The 16,762-nt window shown below is 71.9% G+C and carries 16 protein-coding genes; 5 read left to right on the top strand and 11 right to left on the bottom strand.

Features of this window, described 5'->3' with window-relative positions:
• Positions 1-399: 399 nt before the first annotated feature.
• From ACZ4WQ_RS30745 to ACZ4WQ_RS30730, 4 genes are all read left to right on the top strand, one after another.
• Positions 400-1,251 carry a ferric reductase-like transmembrane domain-containing protein gene (locus ACZ4WQ_RS30745; RefSeq protein WP_311730648.1) on the top strand — a complete coding sequence of 284 codons (852 nt, stop codon included), beginning with the start codon at positions 400-402 and terminating at the stop codon, positions 1,249-1,251.
• Positions 1,239-2,753 carry an NADH-ubiquinone oxidoreductase-F iron-sulfur binding region domain-containing protein gene (locus ACZ4WQ_RS30740; protein WP_311730647.1) on the top strand — a complete coding sequence of 505 codons (1,515 nt, stop codon included), beginning with the start codon at positions 1,239-1,241 and terminating at the stop codon, positions 2,751-2,753. The genes ACZ4WQ_RS30745 and ACZ4WQ_RS30740 overlap by 13 nt, the downstream gene beginning before the upstream one ends.
• A gap of 191 nt (positions 2,754-2,944) precedes the next feature.
• Positions 2,945-3,934: an SCO0930 family lipoprotein gene (locus ACZ4WQ_RS30735; RefSeq protein WP_311730646.1), complete on the top strand. Its 990-nt coding sequence runs from the start codon at positions 2,945-2,947 to the stop codon at positions 3,932-3,934.
• A 103-nt stretch (positions 3,935-4,037) separates the two neighbouring features.
• Entirely contained in the window at positions 4,038-4,520 is a 483-nt protein-coding gene (locus tag ACZ4WQ_RS30730; RefSeq protein WP_311730645.1) for a hypothetical protein, read from the top strand.
• A 32-nt stretch (positions 4,521-4,552) separates the two neighbouring features.
• Here the strand turns inward: ACZ4WQ_RS30730 and ACZ4WQ_RS30725 are convergent, their stop codons facing one another.
• The gene (locus ACZ4WQ_RS30725) at positions 4,553-5,230 is read right to left on the bottom strand and encodes an HAD family hydrolase (protein ID WP_311730644.1); all 678 of its coding nucleotides are present in this window, start codon (positions 5,228-5,230) and stop codon (positions 4,553-4,555) included.
• A gap of 320 nt (positions 5,231-5,550) precedes the next feature.
• Entirely contained in the window at positions 5,551-6,531 is a 981-nt protein-coding gene (locus ACZ4WQ_RS30720) for a ScbA/BarX family gamma-butyrolactone biosynthesis protein (RefSeq protein ID WP_311730643.1), read from the bottom strand.
• A 111-nt stretch (positions 6,532-6,642) separates the two neighbouring features.
• Between ACZ4WQ_RS30720 and ACZ4WQ_RS30715 the strand changes: the two genes are divergently transcribed.
• A complete protein-coding gene (locus tag ACZ4WQ_RS30715) occupies positions 6,643-7,269 on the top strand; it encodes a ScbR family autoregulator-binding transcription factor (protein ID WP_311730642.1) in 627 nt (208 codons plus the stop codon).
• Positions 7,270-7,316: 47 nt separating this feature from the next.
• Here ACZ4WQ_RS30715 and ACZ4WQ_RS30710 read toward each other — a convergent pair whose 3' ends face one another.
• From ACZ4WQ_RS30710 to ACZ4WQ_RS30670, 9 genes are all read right to left on the bottom strand, one after another.
• Positions 7,317-8,126: an endonuclease I family protein gene (locus ACZ4WQ_RS30710; protein WP_358847201.1), complete on the bottom strand. Its 810-nt coding sequence runs from the start codon at positions 8,124-8,126 to the stop codon at positions 7,317-7,319.
• Between the two features lie 167 nt (positions 8,127-8,293).
• Positions 8,294-8,974: an SDR family NAD(P)-dependent oxidoreductase gene (locus ACZ4WQ_RS30705; RefSeq protein ID WP_398373249.1), complete on the bottom strand. Its 681-nt coding sequence runs from the start codon at positions 8,972-8,974 to the stop codon at positions 8,294-8,296.
• Positions 8,967-10,205, bottom strand: coding sequence for a sialidase family protein (locus ACZ4WQ_RS30700; RefSeq protein ID WP_468022590.1), 1,239 nt, complete (start codon positions 10,203-10,205; stop codon positions 8,967-8,969). Before ACZ4WQ_RS30700 ends, ACZ4WQ_RS30705 begins: the two co-directional genes overlap by 8 nt.
• A gap of 62 nt (positions 10,206-10,267) precedes the next feature.
• Positions 10,268-11,278, bottom strand: coding sequence for an aldo/keto reductase (locus ACZ4WQ_RS30695; protein ID WP_385336642.1), 1,011 nt, complete (start codon positions 11,276-11,278; stop codon positions 10,268-10,270).
• A gap of 76 nt (positions 11,279-11,354) precedes the next feature.
• Positions 11,355-12,227: a dipeptide/oligopeptide/nickel ABC transporter ATP-binding protein gene (locus ACZ4WQ_RS30690; protein WP_311730637.1), complete on the bottom strand. Its 873-nt coding sequence runs from the start codon at positions 12,225-12,227 to the stop codon at positions 11,355-11,357.
• Complete coding sequence (locus ACZ4WQ_RS30685) at positions 12,224-13,084, bottom strand: ABC transporter ATP-binding protein (protein ID WP_358846187.1); 861 nt, start codon at positions 13,082-13,084, stop codon at positions 12,224-12,226. Before ACZ4WQ_RS30685 ends, ACZ4WQ_RS30690 begins: the two co-directional genes overlap by 4 nt.
• Complete coding sequence (locus tag ACZ4WQ_RS30680; RefSeq protein ID WP_311730635.1) at positions 13,081-14,010, bottom strand: ABC transporter permease; 930 nt, start codon at positions 14,008-14,010, stop codon at positions 13,081-13,083. The genes ACZ4WQ_RS30685 and ACZ4WQ_RS30680 overlap by 4 nt, the downstream gene beginning before the upstream one ends.
• Positions 14,011-14,013: 3 nt before the next feature.
• On the bottom strand, positions 14,014-14,943 hold the full coding sequence (locus ACZ4WQ_RS30675) for an ABC transporter permease (protein ID WP_311730634.1): 930 nt from the start codon (positions 14,941-14,943) through the stop codon (positions 14,014-14,016).
• A 3-nt stretch (positions 14,944-14,946) separates the two neighbouring features.
• Entirely contained in the window at positions 14,947-16,536 is a 1,590-nt protein-coding gene (locus ACZ4WQ_RS30670; protein ID WP_311730633.1) for an ABC transporter substrate-binding protein, read from the bottom strand.
• Positions 16,537-16,762 lie beyond the last annotated feature (226 nt).

Genomic DNA, 16,762 nt, shown 5'->3' with positions numbered 1-16,762 from the left:
GGGGGGAGGCCTGCCCGTTGGGGGGTCGGTCAGGCCCGTGGAGGTTGCCTCCGTCGCCGGTCGTCCGCTCCGGAAGAGGGAGTCGAGGGTCCTCCGATGAATCTTGGAGGCACCCCTCCCCTGCCGGTCCCGGCGCTTTGCCGGGTCTTTGCCATCGAAATGACAGTGGAGCAGCCCGAGACGGTGTGGGCAGTGGTCGTCCACAAGAAGTTGTCACATTACGACAAATCTTATGGAGATCACGTGTAGTTCGGAGATGCTGCCGTACCCAACGACGACTTGACGTACTCGTCATTCGCGCGATCAGGCGCGATCGGGAGGCTTCGAATGCCCATGCCCCAGCCGCCGACTCCCCCGATTCCGGGGCCGCGCCGCAGGGCTCGCCGCGGAGGATCAACCATGCCACAAGGACCCGGAGGACCCGGCGGACGACGGGCCGCCCGCCGCGCCCGCCCGGTCCGAGCCGGCATCGGCTGGCCGCGCCACACCGTGCTGTACGCCGCTGTGGCGGCGGTCATACTCTCGCTGATCGTGGCCGGCAACGCCGGTGCGTTCACGAAAACTTGGGCCTTCCTCGACTTCGGGGCCGGTGTCCTCGCACTGGTCTCGCTGAGCAGCGCCGTGCTCTGGGGCCTGGCGGCCACCGACCGGCTGATCCTGCACTCGAACCACCGGCTGCTCGCCCAGGGTGTCCACCGTGGCGCCGCGGTGGCCGGCCTGCTCTTCCTCGTCCTCCATGTGTGGGTGAAGGTGGCGGAGAGCCGGACGCCCGCCGCGGCCATCGTGATACCGTTCGCTGACGCAAATAAACCTGTGCTGATCGGACTTGGCACTTTGGCCGGATACCTGTTCATCACGGCGGCGGTCACCGGAGCGGTACGCAGCTCCTTCGCCTCCGCCGGCAAGTCGCGCTGGCGGTACCGCTGGTGGCGGGCGCTGCATGTGGCCGCGTACCCCGCGTGGTGTGCCGCGCTGATCCACGGTCTGAAGAGCGGCCGCGCCGCGAAGGACTGGGCGACCGCCGGATACATCATGGCGCTGGCCGCGGTGGCCATCACCCTGTGGATCCGGCTCGCCACCCGCCGGGCCGAGCGCAGCGAGCGCGACGCCGTCATCACCGGCCAGATGAACGCGGTCGGCGGCCCCCAGGGCGGCGGGCCGCGCAGGCCCGTGTCCTCCGCGCCCTCGGCCGGCGGGGCCTCCTCGCGTGATGGTGAACGCCTCGGCGCCTCGCGCGGGTGGGGCGCGTGATCTCGACCAAACCCAGACTGGCCTGTATCGATCCGCCCCGGCTGCTGGCCGGGCTGGACGAGACATACCGGCTCGACCGGGTGGGACACCTGACCGTCCACGGCTCGATGCCCGCCCTGCGGGCGGACGAACTGGTGGCCCTCGCGGAGAACATCGACCTGCGCGGCCGAGGCGGCGCGGGTTTTCCGTTCGCCAAGAAGCTGACGGCCGTGATGGAGTCGGCCGGCCGCCGGGACGGCCGCTGCGCGGTGGTGGTCAACGGCAGTGAGGGCGAGCCCAGTTGCCTCAAGGACACCGCGCTGCTGCTGCACACCCCGCATCTGGTCATCGACGGCGCCGTGCTGGCGGCCACCGCGCTGGGCGCCGACGATGTGGCCATCGCCGTCCACCGGCCGGATGTCGAGGAGTCGCTGAACGCCGCCATCGCCGAGCGCGGCCCGAGCGGCCCGCGGGTGCAGGTGAGCGTGACGGACGACCGGTTCGTCGCCGGTGAGGGCGGCGCCGTCATCAACGGCATCAGCGGCGCGCCCGCCATCCCCAACGGCCGCAAGATTCGCACCAGCGACAGCGGCCTGGCCGGGCTGCCGACCCTGCTGTCCAACACCGAGACCTATGCGCAGCTCGCCGTGGCCGCGCGGATGGGCGCCCTGCCGTTCCGCTCGGTGGGGCTGCCCACCGAGCCCGGCACCACCCTGCTGACGGTGGGCGGGAAGTTCGTCATGGAGACCCCGTTCGGGGTGCCGCTCAGCTACGTCCTGGAGCTGTGCGGCCTCACCCCGGGCCAGGGTGTTCTGGTGGGCGGCTACCACGGCAAGTGGCTGCTGCCCGACAGCCTCGCGTCGGTGAACATCTCCCGGGAGTCCATGGAGAAGTACAACGCGCGGCTCGGGGCCGGGGCGGTGCTGCCGATACCGGAGAACACCTGCCCGGTCGGCGAGACCGCGCGGGTGGCGCGCTGGCTGGCGGGCGAGACCGCCAACCAGTGCGGGCCCTGCTTCATCGGGCTGCCCGCGCTCGCGGACGCGATCGGCCAGGTGGAACGGGGCGGTGGCCAGGCGGCGTTGGACAGCGTGAGCGCGTACATCGAGTCGGTGAAGCGCCGTGGCGCCTGTAGCCACCCGGATGGCACGGCGGGCTTTGTGACCACCGCGCTGGACGCGTTTCCGGACGAGTTCCGGGAACACGCGCTGGGCCCCGGGTGCGGCCGTCCCACGCTCGGGGTGCTGCCGCTGACCGACGGCGCCTCCTCCGGGCCGCTGGCCCTGCCCCCGGGTCCCTCGGCCACCCGGCGGGACGAGCGGGACGCCTCGGAACAGCTCCTCGTGGACTGGACACTGTGCCAGGGCCATGGGCTGTGCGCGGACATCCTCCCCGAGGTGATCGAGCTCGGCATCGACGGCTATCCGCACCGGGCCAAGTACGGGGTGCCCCGCCAGCTGCGCGGGCAGGCCGTCCGCGCGGTGCGGCGGTGCCCCGCGCTGGCGCTGCGCCTCGAGGAGTAGCCCCCGCTTCGACCTCCCCCCACTCGACGGCCGTCATATAACGGCCGTCGATTCGTCTGTGCTCACGGAAACACGTGTTTTTGCGTCTGATGACAAATTTCGAAGCCCATGAACGCCCGCCGAGACCCGCTCCGTATGCAAGTGACGTCGGCGCAAAACAGCCGCCGGACCGCAAGCTTGAAGGAGTGGGCATGAAGAAGCGGCAGATCGCGTTCGCCGGGGCCTCCGTCGCGATGGTCCTGATGACCGCGGCGTGCGGCAGCACCGAGAACAAGTCCTCGGGCAGCGCCAACGTCCAGCCCATCGGCGGCACCCAGACCGTGGGCGTGGGCGCCACCTCGGGGTCGTCGGGCTACGGCACCAGCGCCGGCTCCGGAAACGAGGCCGGGGGCGACAGCGGCGCCACGGAGTCCGGCAAGGACGCGCTGACCGGCCCGGCCAAGCAGCTGTCCGTGCGCGACGTCCCCAAGCTCGGCTCGGTCGTCACCGACAGCAAGGGCTGGACGCTCTACCGGTTCGACGAGGACACCTCCGGCGCCTCCCCCAAGTCCAACTGCAACGACGCCTGCGCCACCAAGTGGCCGCCGGTGCCCGCCGCCGACGCCACCGTCAGCACCGGGATCGACAAGGGCGAGCTGGGCACGACCACCCGGGCCGACGGCACCAAGCAGCTCACGTTGGGCGGCTGGCCGGTGTACCGCTTCGCCGGGGACACCAAGGCCGGGGACACCAAGGGCCACGGCGTGGGCGGCACCTGGAACGCCCTGGCGCCCGACGGAAAGCCGGCCGGGAAGAAGGCGGCCCAGGACGACAGCCTCCAGCTCTCGGTCAACGACAACGCCAAGCTCGGCAAGATCGTCGTGGACGGCCAGGGCATGACCGTCTACCGGTTCGACAAGGACAGCGCCTGGCCGATGAAGACCGGCTGCCTGGGCGCCTGCCTGGAGACCTGGAAGCCCGTCAAGCCCGTGGACACCTCCAAGGTGGCGGGCGTGGACCCGAAGAAGCTCACCACCTTCACCCGGCCCGACGGGTCCAAGCAGTTGGCCTTCGACTGCTGGCTGCTGTACACCTTCACCGGGGACACCAAGCCTGGCGACACCAACGGACAGGGCAAGCAGGGGCTTTGGTTCGCGGTCACCGACAAGGCCAAGAAGGCCGGCGTGTCCGCCTCGGAGTGAAGTACGAGCAGCGATCCGTATCAATCAGCGGTCCACCGAGCGGGGGGCCCGAGGCCACCGGCGCCCCCGGGCCTCCCCGCCGGACCACTACCGGGAGGTTGACGTGTCACACCTACTGCGTGCCACCGCGCTCTGCGCGGTGCTGCTGGTGAGCGGCTGCGCCGGCGGCCAGGGGCAGAGCCACGCAGGCCATGAGCAGAAGAAGACCTCCCCGGCCGCCGAGGGCTCTGCCGTGAAGACCGCCGGACCCGCGACGCTGACGAAGATCGCCGATGCCATCGGCTGCAAGGCGAATGTCGTCACCGACGCCGAGGAGCTGCGCCAGGCGGCGTGCAAGTCCGGCAAGTCCCAGTACACCCTGGTCACCTTCGCCACCGACAAGGGGAAGCGCGAGTGGCTGTCGGAGTCCAAGGACTACGGCGGCACCTATCTCGTCGGCTACCGCTGGTCGGTGACAGCCCCCTCGGAGAACTCCCTGAAGCCGCTTCGCACCAAGCTCGGCGGCGCCATCGAGATCGGAACCTCCCACCAGGGCATGGAGATGGAGCCCGGGAAGGGCCACTCCGAACACGCGCAGCACGGCTGACGGCGTGTCATGTCGGCCCGGCCGTGCGGCCCTCAGGATCTGCGGGTGTCCGCCCACCTGAGCAGGTCGGGATCGGCGAGGCTGGCGACCCACAGGTCCACCGGTGGCCGCTCGTCCGCGGGTTTGCGGGGGCCCACCCCGAGGACTCTGAGCCCGGCCCGGGACGCGGACAGAAATCCGCACTGGGAGTCCTCCACCGCCAGGGCGTCGCCGGGGGCCGCACCGCACCGCCGGGCGGCCTCCAGATACACGTCCGGATGCGGCTTGGGGCGCACCTCGCCCTCGGGGACCAGCACATGGCCGAAGTACCGCAGCAGGCCGGCGCGGGAGAGCCCGGCCTCGACCACGTCGCGCGGGCAGTTGCTCGCCACGGCGAGCGGGGCGAACTGGGCGGCCTTGCGGACGATTTCGCTGGCCCCGGGCATGGTGACCGGGTCCTCGGCCACCAGTTGGCGGAAGTTCGCCAGGAGTTGCGCGGTCATCTGCCCGGCGAGCTCGGGAGCCCCGGCGTACTCGGCCATCATGCGGCCGCACTCGCTGTAGTGAAGGCCCTTGGTGGCGTTCGCGAACTGCCGGTCGGCGGTGGATCCGTGGCGGCTGAGCACCACCTCGCGCGCCTTCTCCCAGTGCCGTTCGGAGTCCATGAGGGTGCCGTCGCAGTCGAAGACGATGGCTGCGGGGGTCCAAGCGAGAAGCGTGTTGGCTGTCATCTGCCTGCCGTTCCATGGGAGTGGACGAATCGGCGCAGGGTGTGCCTGTACCTGCGGAAGACCAGCGCAGTGGGGTTCCTGGCGGCTCAGGCGCGAGAGCGCCGACCGCTGCCGTCCGATCCGCGAGCGCCTGATCGCTCGCGCGACGCGGGAAGCCGTACAGGCGGAGAGTCGCCTGCCCGAAAGATAACGATCACTACGGTAGTTAGATGACCCGCAGTAAGCAAGAGACTACTATGTGTCGGCGTTTCGTTCGTCGGTGTCGTGTTCGCCGAGTCCGTGTTCGCCGGTGCCGTGTTCTGCGGTCGGGTGCTCGTCGCTCAGACGTACCGAAGCGCGCCGACCGCGGTCCACTCCCCCGCCTGCCGCAGCCGGAAGACACAGGTCCGGCCGTGCGGGACGCACTCGACCCGGGCGGGCGGGGCGAATTCGGTGAACCGGAGGGCGCGCAGCCGGCAGCCGAAGGGGCGGGTCAGCACACCCCCCGTCGCCAACGACGCGGCCTGGCGGGCGGCTTCCAGCAGGACCAGGCCCGGCACATGGTCGCTCCAGTGGTCGAAGAAGAACGGGTGGCGCAGGTCCGCCGGGTCCAGGCGCAGGGCGCCGCCCTCCCGCACCACCATGACGTCACGCTCCGCCGGCACCGCCACTGACCGCGGCGAGGGCCGCGCGAGGACTTCCGAGCGGGGCCGCGCGGCAGGCTCCGGCGCCGCGCGGCGGGCCGTCTCGTACGCCTCCGGGGCGAGGAAGCGCGCGGTGCCGCCGGCCCGCGCGAAGGGCACCCCGTCCGTGAGCAGCCGGATGTCGAGACGCAGCCCGGAGACGAACCGGCCGCAGGGGGTGGTGCGCACGTCGGCCACAGCGGCGCGGCAGACCACGTCCGTGGCCCCGTGGTCGACCCGCGGCTCGGCGGACGGGTCGAGCGCGAAGGAGAGGTCCTTGATCACGAAGTGCGCCCCCGCGGCGGTGGTGAAGTGGCGGGAGGGCAGATAGATGCCCAGCTGGCGCAGGGTCTCGGCGACCATCAGGGGGTGATGGCGGCCGTCCGGACCGTGCGGGAAGGTGGGGTGGGAGCGGGGCCACTGCACCGCGGCCACGAACCGGTCCCCGCCCAGCGCGCGGACATCGGTGAGCAGCACCTCGGCCACCGAGGTGCGGTGCACCGCCTCGCGCGCCACGGTGCGGGACCAGCTCAGCCGCGGCACCGCGAGCTCCCACGGCTCCGGGGGCTGTGCGCGCTGCGGGCGCTTCTCAGGCTCCGGCGGCTCTGGAAAACCACGCGCCTCACCAATAATGGCCATAAAATATTAATAATCGTTGACCTGTGGGTCTTCACCTCCATGACATGCGAGAAGTCCGCTAAGTTCACCCCGACAACGCATCGCACGCGACGGATCGAGGACGGACACCACGTGCAAGAGCGGGCCGAGCAGACACGCCGATCCCTCCTGGAAGCGGCGGCTTCCCTCTTCGACGAACGGGGCTACGCCGGCACCAGCATCAGCGATATCGCCACCCGGTCCGGCCATACCAGCGGCGCCATCTACTTCCACTACGCGAGCAAGGAGAAACTCGCGCTCGCCGTGGTCGAGGGACACTTCGCCACCTGGCCGCCGCTGATCGAGCGGCACACCGAGCCCGCCACCGGCACCCCCGCCCTGGAGCAGTTGGTGGGGCTGAGCTTCGCGGTGGCCCGCGCCTTCCGCGACGACATCGTCGTCCGGGCGGGGGCGCGGCTGTGGACGGAGCGCACGCTGATCGCGGCGCCGCTCCCGCCGCCCTTCGTCGGCTGGATCGACGCCGTGACCGCGATGCTGGAGCGGTCGCGCGCCGAGGGCGAGCTCGCCCCGCACATCGACCCCGAGCGCGCCGCCCGGACGGTGGTGTGCGCCTTCTTCGGCGTGCACACCGTCTCCGAGGCCCTGGACCGGCGCCGGTCCATCGAGGACCATCTGTCCGATCTCTGGGCGCTGCTGCTGCCCTCGCTCCAGGCCCGCCCCGCCCCGATGGAGCTACTCCCGGTGGCCCGGCAGGGCTGAGCGCGGGGCCGCGGGCAGGGCCGTGGGCGGGCCTTACGGGCGCGTGGCTACCAGATCTCGTCGACCCACTCGGGGTGGTCGACGAACGGGTTCCGGTTGTGCTGGTAGTCGTCGTATATCACCTGGTTGCGACGCTGTTCGAAGGCGTCCGGCGGGTCCTCGGCGTTCCACTTGCGCAGGACGGACAGCCGCCCCAGATACGGCTGGCTGCCGTTGCCCGCCTTGTCGTTGACCTCGAGGTCGGCGAAGCCGTCGCCGCCCTCGTAACGCACCGCCATATAGAAGATCATGCGGGCCACATCGCCCTTGACGGCGTCGCGGGGCTCGAAGGAGTCGGCGTCGGTGTAGCTGCCGGGCGCCTCGGACACCGCGGAGCCGCCCTCGTCGAAGTCCTTGTTGCCACGGGTGCTGTTGACCGACACGTCCTCGGGGCGCAGATGGTGCAGATCGGTGCCCGGACCGGTCGCGGTGCCGAAGTCGCCGTGCGACTTGGCCCAGACGTGTTCCCGGTTCCAGTCGTTGGCGTTGCCGCCGTTGGAACTCTTGCTCTGCGACCGGCCGGAGTAGAGCAGGATGACGTTGGCGGAGTTGCGCGGGTCCTCGTCGGTGTTCTTGAGGGCCTCCCAGACCTGGCTGTACGAGATCTTCGAGTTGGTGCTGATGACGTTGTGCAGCGCGTCCTTGAGCGGCTCACCGGTCTTGCCGATGGCGTCCTTGTAGTACGTGTCGTCGTATCCACCGGCGAGCGCGGGGCTCGTGGGCGCGGAGCCGGCGGTGGCGGGGGCCTGCGCGGTGGCGGTCACGGCCACCGCGCAGACCAGCAGGGCCAGGGATTTCCAGCGGGTCACACGGGTCATGTGCACAGGCGGTCCTCTCCCCGATTCACGTTCGATCGCCGAAAGCGTGTCAGAGAGCGGATCTCCCAAAGGTGAACGACAGGGAGAGGTTTCGTGACAGGGTCATGACTAAACCCGCCCGCGGGAGAGGGCTCCGTCCCCCCTCTCCCTCCCTCCCTCCGGGGGGATTACAGCGACGCGCCCCCGCACATCACCAGCGTCTGGCCGGTGGTCGAACCCCCCTCCGGCCCGAGCAGAAACGACGTCAGCCCGGCCACCTCCTCGGGGCGTACGAGCCTGCCCAGCGGCGGCACGACCGGAGGGGTCGCGCTGCGGCCGGGGTCCCGCAGCATCGGGGTGTCCGTGGGGCCGGGCGCCACGACGTTCACGGTGACCGCGCGCGGCGCCAGCTCCGCGGCCCAGGACCGGGCCATGGCCGCCAGCGCCGCCTTGGTGGCCGCGTACTGGCTTTTGCCCGGAACACCGGTCATGGTGCGGCTGCCCACGAGCACCACCCGGCCCCCGTCCGCGATCCGGTCCGCCAGGGTGTCGACCAGGACCTCGGCCGCCTGCACATGGACCCGCCACATCAGATCGCCGTCGGCCGCCGACAACCCGCCCAGCCGGGCGGAGCGCTGAACACCCGCCGCGTGCACGATCGCGCCCACCCCGGCCACCGGGGCGAGCGCGTCCCGCAGCGCCTCCGGCCGCGCCAGATCGACCGGGATCCAGCGCATCCGCTCGGCGGACACCGGCTCCGTACGGCTGATCCCGGTGATCCGCCACCCCTCGTCCAGCAGCCGGGCGGCGATGGCGGCGCCGATGCCGGAGCTGGCGCCGGTGACCACCGCGTGGCGGGGCTCAGACATCGGCCGCCCAATCCGGCGCCACCCGCACGTACTTGATGGCCCGGCGGTGGTAGGTGTACGCGATGTGCAGCGCGCCGTCCGGCGCCTGCGTCACGGACGGGTAGGACAGCTCGCGGTTGAGCCGGTCGCGCGAGTTGTTGGTCAGGCAGTGTCCGTCGCCGGTGTCGAGATCCCTGCGGTGCGGCCAGGTCAGGCCACCGTCGGACGAGAGGGCCAGGGTCATCGGGGCCCGTGGCGCGCCCCAGAACGCGGTCCTGCCGCCGTCGGCCACCTCGGCCGGGGCGGTGGCGGCGGTGGCGGCCGGGGACTCACCCGCCTGGCCGTCCTCGTCGATCTCGTCGTAGAGCGAGACCCGGCGCGCGGTGGCGTCCGCGGCGCTGCTGTGGTTGTAGACCAGCGCGAGCCGCCCGTCGGCGAGCGGGACGTACTGGACGGAGGAGTTGTTGTTCGGCAGCTCCGTCGGCACCGGCTCGCTCCAGGTCTCGCCCCCGTCGCGGGAGTGCGAGCGGTACACCGCGTCCGCCCACCGGCTGCGGAACAGCGCGAGCAGGGTGCCGTCCGGCAGCGGGTGGATGTTCATGTGCACACAGCCGGTGGACCCGGGTACCGGCCGCTCCCGCCAGGTCCGCCCCTGGTCATCGCTGATCATCACCGCGCTGGTGTCGTGGTCGCCGACCCACGGGACACCCGGGGTGGCCACGCAGTGGAACACCGGCAGCAGCCACCGCCCGTCCTCCAGGACCACAGGAGGCTGACGTACGAAGACACCGCCGGTCGCGGTGGCCGGGAACAGCGTGCGCGTCGGCCCCCAGGTGGCGCCCCCGTCCGCCGAGGTCCGCAGCCGCACCTCGGCGGTGTCCTGATTGCCCGCCTGCTGGGCGGTGTGCAGCAGCCACAGCTCACCGGTCGGCGCGGAGAAGAGCACGGGGTTCTGCTCCGAGCGCGTCGGGTCGTCGGAGAGCCGCACCGGGTCGGTCCAGGTGTCCGAGCGCGGGGCGAGCCGGGAGAACCACACACAGATGTCGGCGACACCCTCCTGCGTACCGCCGAACCACACGCACCCCAGGTCGCCCCCCGGCAGGACGGCCAGGTTGGCGGCGTGGTTCTGCACGGCGGGCGCGGGCAGGAACGCCTCGGCGCGCGCCGGGTCGTCCGGGCGCTCGCGCACCCGCCCGTCGGTCCGCAGCGCCTCGTCGGACTGCACTGGGGTGGTGTCGTGGTCGGCGGTCATGCCGCGGGCTCCTTCGATGGTGCGGGGTGGGTGTCAGATCACAGTGATGCTGGAGCGGGACGTCAGCGGTTGTACGCCGGCATCGGCCCCCGCAGCCGGGCCCCGACCTCGTCGCAGGCCGCGACCACGTCGGCCGGCAGCGAACCCGCCTGCGCGGCCGCCACATTGGCCAGCAGATGCTCGACGCGCGAGCCGCCGAGCAGCAGCGCGTCCACCCCGTCCCGGCCGAGCAGCCATCGCAGCGACAGCTCGACGAGTCCGAGGCCCGCGCCCTCGGCGATCCGGGCCAGGTCCCGCACGGCCTCGAAGAGCCGGGGGTCCCAGTACCGCTGCCGGTACATCTCGGCCAGCCGGGAGTCGCCGAACCGCCCCGACCCGGGTGTCTCCTCGAATGTGTGACGACCCGTCAGCAGACCGCCGCCGAGCGGGTTGTAGACCATGGTGCGCACGCCGCTGGTGGCCGCGTACTCCAGGTACTCCTCCTCGACCCGCCGGGCCAGCAGGTTGTACAGCTGCTGGGCGACCACCGGGCGCGGCGCGCCCACCCGCTCCGCGGCGTGGCCGACCTCGGCGATCTGCCAGGCCGCGTAGTTGGACACGCCCAGCGCCAGGACCTTGCCCTCGGCGACGAACTCGGCGACGGTGCCCAGCGTCTCCTCGAGCGGGGCCGACCGGTCGGGCTGGTGCAGATAGAAGAGGTCGACGTGGTCGGTGTCCAGGCGCCGGAGGCTGCCTTCGAGGGCCGCCCGCAGCCCGCGCGCGGACAGCGGGGAGTGGTCGCCGTGGTCGGGGTGCGGCATTCCGGCCTTGGTGGCCAGCACGATCCGGTCCCGGCGGCCGGGCAGCAGCTCGGCCAGGATCGTCTCGGTGACCCCGCCCGCGTATGCGTTGGCGGTGTCCACACCGGTCACCCCGGCGTCCAGCGCCGCGTCCAGCATCGCGGCGGCACCGGCGCGGTCCACCGTGTCGCCGAAGGTCATGGTGCCCAGCACCAGGCGCGAGAGCGGCACCGGTACGCCGGGCAGCTCCACCGCGCCGGGCGAGGTCCGGGGGGTGGTGTCGGGGTCGGTCATCGGGGGGTGGCTCCTTCGGCCGGCGCGCCCCGGCGCGCGGGGCGCGCCGGGGCCGGTGGGGTGGTGGGGTGGTGGGTCAGGACGGGGTGGCGGGGTCCGTGGACATCGCCGGGGCCGGTGACGCGGCGGCCGCCGCGACGATCGCGGAGACCAGGGCGCGCGGCTTGCGCCCCCGCATCGTCGTCGGGTCGAGGGCGGCGCGGCGCAGCGCCCTGGTGTACGGCTCGGCGGGGGCGGCGAGGACCGTCTCCGTGGAGCCGGACTCCACCACCCGTCCACCGCGCATCACCATGACCTCGGAGCTGATCTCGCGGACCACTCCGAGGTTGTGGGAGATCACGATGTAGGCCAGCTGCCGCTCGGCCTGGAGATCGCGCAGCAGCCGGAGCACCTGCGCCTGGACGGAGACGTCCAGCGCGGAGGTGGCCTCGTCGCAGACCAGCAGCTCGGGGTCGCTGGCCAGCGCGCGGGCGATGCCGATGCGCTGCCGCTGCCCGCCGGAGAACTCGCCGGGGCGCCGGTGGAGGGCGCTGGAGGGCAGCCCGACCTGGTCGATCAGCTCCGCCGCCCGGCGGGCGCGCTCGGCCTTGGAGGCGACACCGGCCAGCCGCAGCGGCTCGGCCACGATCTCCTCGGCGCTCTGATGCGGGTCCAGGGAGCCGTACGGGTCCTGGAAGACCATCTGCACCCGGCGGCGCAGCGGGCGCAGCCGCCGCTCCGGCAGGGTGGCGATGTCGGTGCCGTCGAGCAGGATGCGGCCCTCGGTGGGGCGCAGCAGCCGGACGAGGGAGCGGGCGATGGTGGACTTGCCGCAGCCGGACTCGCCGACGATGGCGAGCGACCCGCCGCGCTCGACGGTGAAGCCGACGCCGTCCACGGCGCGGAACTTCCCGCCGTGGACGGGGTATTCGACGACGAGGTTCTCGACGGCCAGCAGGGGTGTGGTCACAGCGCCTCCCGGTGTGCGGCGGCGGGCGCCTGGGGGACGCCCTCGTCCCAGGGGCCCAGGGTGGGGACGGCGGCGAGCAGGCCGCGGGTGTACGGCTCGGCGGGGTGGTCGACGATCCGCTCGACGGGGCCGGACTCGACGAAGCGGCCGTCGCGCATGACGTGGATGCGGTCCGACACCAGCCGGGCCACACCCAGGTCGTGGGTGATCATCAGGATGCCGATGCCGGTGCGCTCCTGCAACTCCATCATCAGGTCCAGGACGCCGGCCTGGACGGTGACGTCCAGGGCCGAGGTCGGCTCGTCGGCGACGAGCAGCTCGGGCTCGGCGGCCAGGGCGATGGCGATGAGGACGCGCTGGAGCATGCCGCCGGAGAACTGGTGCGGGTAGGCGCCCCAGCGGGTCTCGGGGTGCGGGATCCGCACCCGGCCGAGGAGTTCGACGCCGCGGGTGCGCGCCTCGGCCTTGGACAGTTCGGGGTGGCGCAGCCGCAGCGCCTCGCCCAGCTGGTGGCCGATGGTGTGCACCGGGCTGAGCGCGGTCATCGGGTCCTGCGGGATGAGGGACACGCCCCGGCCGCGGATCCGCCGGATCGCCTTGGGGTCGGCGATGATGTCGCAGCCGAGCACGCGGGCGGTGCCGGACAGCACGGCCAGCCCCTCGGGCAGCAGGCGCAGCAGGCCCATGGCGGTGGTCGATTTGCCGGAGCCGGACTCGCCGATGAGCGTGACCGTCTCGCCCGGGGCGATGGTGAAGCCGACGCCGTCGACGGCGCGGACCACGCCGCGGTCGGTGATCAGCTCGATCTGGAGATCCTCGACCTCCAGCAGCGGAGCCTTCTCGCTGGTCTCGCTCATGAGGAGGCCTCCGTGGCGCGTCGGCGGGTGCGGTCGCGCAGACCGTCGCCCAGCAGGTTGACCCCGACCACCAGGAGCACGATGACGAGGCCGGGCAGGGTCACCAGCCACCACGAGGTAGTGATGTAGTCCTGGCCGTCGGAGATGATCCGCCCCCAGGTGGCGAACGGCCGCTGGGGCCCGGCGCCGAGGTAGCTGAGCGCGCTCTCCAGCAGCACCGCCTGGGCGAGCAGCAGGAGGACGACCAGGGACGCCTGGCGGACGATGTTGGGGATGATGTGGCGGGCCAGGATGGCGGCCTGACGCAGTCCGAGTACCCGGGCGGCGGCCACGTACGGCTTCTCCCGCTCGACCAGCACCAGTGACCGGGTGATCCGGGCCACCTCGGGCCACTGGGCGATCGCGATCACGCAGGTGATGACGGTGACGGAGGGGCCGAAGAGGGCGACGACCAGCAGCAGCATCATCAGCAGCGGGAGCGACATCTGCGCCTCCAGCAGCCGGGAGACGACCGTGTCGATCCAGCGGCCGAAGTATCCGGCGGCCGCGCCGGCGACGATGCCGATGAGTCCGGAGACGACGACCGCCAGCACACCGATGGACAGCGACACCTGGCCGCCGTGCAGCACGCGGGAGAGCACATCGCGGCCGAGCTGGTCGGTGCCGAAGAGATGGCCGTCGGTCAGCGGCGGCAGCCGCCGCGCGGAGAGGTCCTGGTCGTCGGCTCCGGCCAGCGGCAGCAGCTGGGCGAGGGCCACGGGGACCACCACCAGCAGGGTGCACACGGCGCCGGCCATAAGTTTCAGGCTCGCGCTGCGGTGGCGCCGGGTGGCGGTGGCGCGGGCCACGTCCTTCGCGGTGACCGCGCTCGGGCGGGCCGCTGCGGCCGTCTCGGCCGGGGCCGGGGGTTCGAGGGCGCCTTTCATGTCTCAGGCCGCCTTTCCCAGGCGTACCCGCGGGTCGAGCAGCGGGTAGGCCAGGTCGATGAGGAGTTGGACGAGGACCGCCAGGGCGGCGGTGACCAGGACGGTGGCCTGGATGAGGGGGTAGTCGCGGGTCTCCAGGGCGCGGACGACCAGGGAGCCGACGCCGGGCCAGCCGAAGACCACCTCGACCACCACGACGCCGTTGAGCATCGCGGCGAACCGGGTGCCGAGCGCGGTCAGCACCGGGATGGCGGAGTTGCCGAGGGCGTAACGCCAGGTCAGAGCGCGCTCCGAGACGCCGCGGGAGCGGGCGACGGTGACATACGGGGAGGTCAGGGCCGCCACCATCTCGCGGCGGACCAGCCGGGAGATGAGCGCCATCTGGAGGATGGCCACGGTGACGGTCGGCAGGATCAGTCCGCCCCAGGTGGTGAACCCGGAGGCGGGGAGTACCGGCACCAGCACCGCGAAGACGGTCAGCAGCATCACGCCGATCCAGAAGTCCGGCATGGACTGTCCGGCGATGGTGAGGACGTTGGCGCCCAGCTCGCGCTTGGTGTCGGCGCGGCGGGCCATCCATACGCCGAGCGGTACGGCGACAACTGTGGTGAGCGCGATGGCGGCGATGGACAGGGTCATGGTGTACGGCACCCGGTCGAGCACCACGTCGAAGGCGGGGGCGTGGAAGGAGTAGCTGGTGCCGAGGTCGCCGGTGAACAGATCGCGCAGGAACACCCCGTACTGGGTGAGCAGGCTGTCGTTCAGGCCGAACTGTTCGCGGATCCGCGCCAGGTCCTCGCTGGTCGGGTTGGGCCCGGCCAGGGCCGTGGCGGGGTCGCCGGGCGCCATGCGCACCAGCACGAAGACGGTGGAGACGGTCAGGAAGATGGTCAGGACGCTCTGGCCGAGGCGGCGCAGGAGATAGCGGATCACGGCTCAGCCCTCCAGGCGCACGGCGGCGAGGTCGTAGGAGTTGACCTGGAGGAGCCGCACGTCCTGGACGCGGGTCCGGCGGGCCAGCACCACATTGGGGATGAAGGCCCACAGGCAGGGCCGGGTGTCCCAGATCGCCTTCTGGACGGCGGCGAGCTTCTTGTTGCGGACGTCCTCGTCGCTCTCGCGGGAGGCGTCGGCCAGGCGGGCCGCGATCTCGGGGAAGACATAGCCCTGGTAGGTGTCCCGGGTCTTCTCTTTTTCGGGGGTGCCTCCGTACATTCCCTGGAGGCTGGTGCTGGCGTAGCCGGTGGGGACGGAGTAGCCGTTGCCGAGGACGTCCCAGTCGCCGCGGCGGCCCTGCCGCCACTGGAGGATGTCGCCGCCCGGCTGGAACTGCTGGAGGGAGGCGCGGACGCCGACGGCGCGCAGCATCTCCAGCACGGCCTCCATCACGGAGGTGTCGGCGGGGAACTCGCCCGACTCCCAGATGATCTTCACCTTGAGGTCACCGGCGCCCAGCGCGGTCAGCCGTTTGCGGGCCTTGCCGGGGTCGTAGACATAGGACCCGGTGCGCACCGCGCCCCTGAGGGCGAGCGGGACCACGCCCTCGGCCTGCTGGGCGGAGCCGGTGAGCACATCGCGCACCAGGGACTCGCCGTCGATGGCGTAGCTGAGCGCCTCGCGCACCCGGGGGTCGGCCAGCGGGTGTCCCTTGGGCTTGCGGAAGTTGAAGAACAGCTGGTTGACCCGGGTGCCCGAGGTGCGCTCCAGGCGCACGCCGGGCAGGCCGCGCAGCTGCTCGGCGGAGTCGGGCGTGATGGTGTCGATCACGTCCAGCTCGCCGCTGCGCAGGGCGACCACGCGGCTGGACTCCTCCGGGACGAAGCGGACCCGCACCTTCTCGGTGCGGGGGCGCGGTCCCCAGTAGTTGCGGTTGGCGGCCAGGGAGTACTCGCCGGTGCCGGAGTTCGCCGAGGTGACGATGTACGGGCCGGAGCCCACCCCGCCGGACAGCTCCTCGGGGCGGTTCTTGGCGGCCGGGCTGATCAGGATGTTGGCCATCAGCTGGTCGAGGATCGGCACCGGATGTTTGGTGCGCAGATAGAACGTGCGCTCGTTCACCGGCTCGACGACGGGCAGCTCGGGGAACAGGCCGATCAGGAAGGAACCGTTGACGCCCGCGTACATCTTCAGGGCGGTGGCCACGTCCTTGACCGTGACCGGGGTGCCGTCGGAGTAGCGCACGCCGGACCGCAGCCGCACCGTCCAGCGGGTGGGCTCGGTCATCTCGAAGCGATCGGCGAGGACCAGCTCGGTCTTCATGCCCCGCCCGATCCGGGTGAGCGCCTGGCGGACGGCGCGCTGCACCGTGACCGCCGCGTCGAACTGGTTGAGCTTGTTGTCGAGGCTGACCAGGGAGCGGTTCAGCCCCAGGATGACGGTGCCGGGGCCGGGGGCCCCGGTGGGACCGGCGCACCCGGCCAGGGGACCGAGCGCGAGGCCTGCGGTGGCACCCGCGCCCAGACGCAGCACGGTCCGCCGGCTGGCGGCGGTCAGACCGGTTGGGAAACCGGATGGGTTACGGGTCATCGTTGACCTCTCGGCATTTCAGGCGAGCGACCGGCTCGCTCGATCCGTCCGGATCGCCGCCGGACGGGTCACAGTGTCGCGGCGGTCACCGTGACATGGATGCGCGTTTCACGCAATACCCCTCGCACACTTCGCGCAGGGTGTGTCATCATCGAGACCGCCGGGGCGGCGTGCGCCGCCATCTGCCGCTGCCATGCCATTCCGTGCTGTTCATGGTCATTGCTGT

The sequence above is a fragment of the Streptomyces sp. NPDC028305 genome, from assembly GCF_055569495.1.
This window is presented reverse-complemented; position numbering and strand designations above follow the sequence as displayed.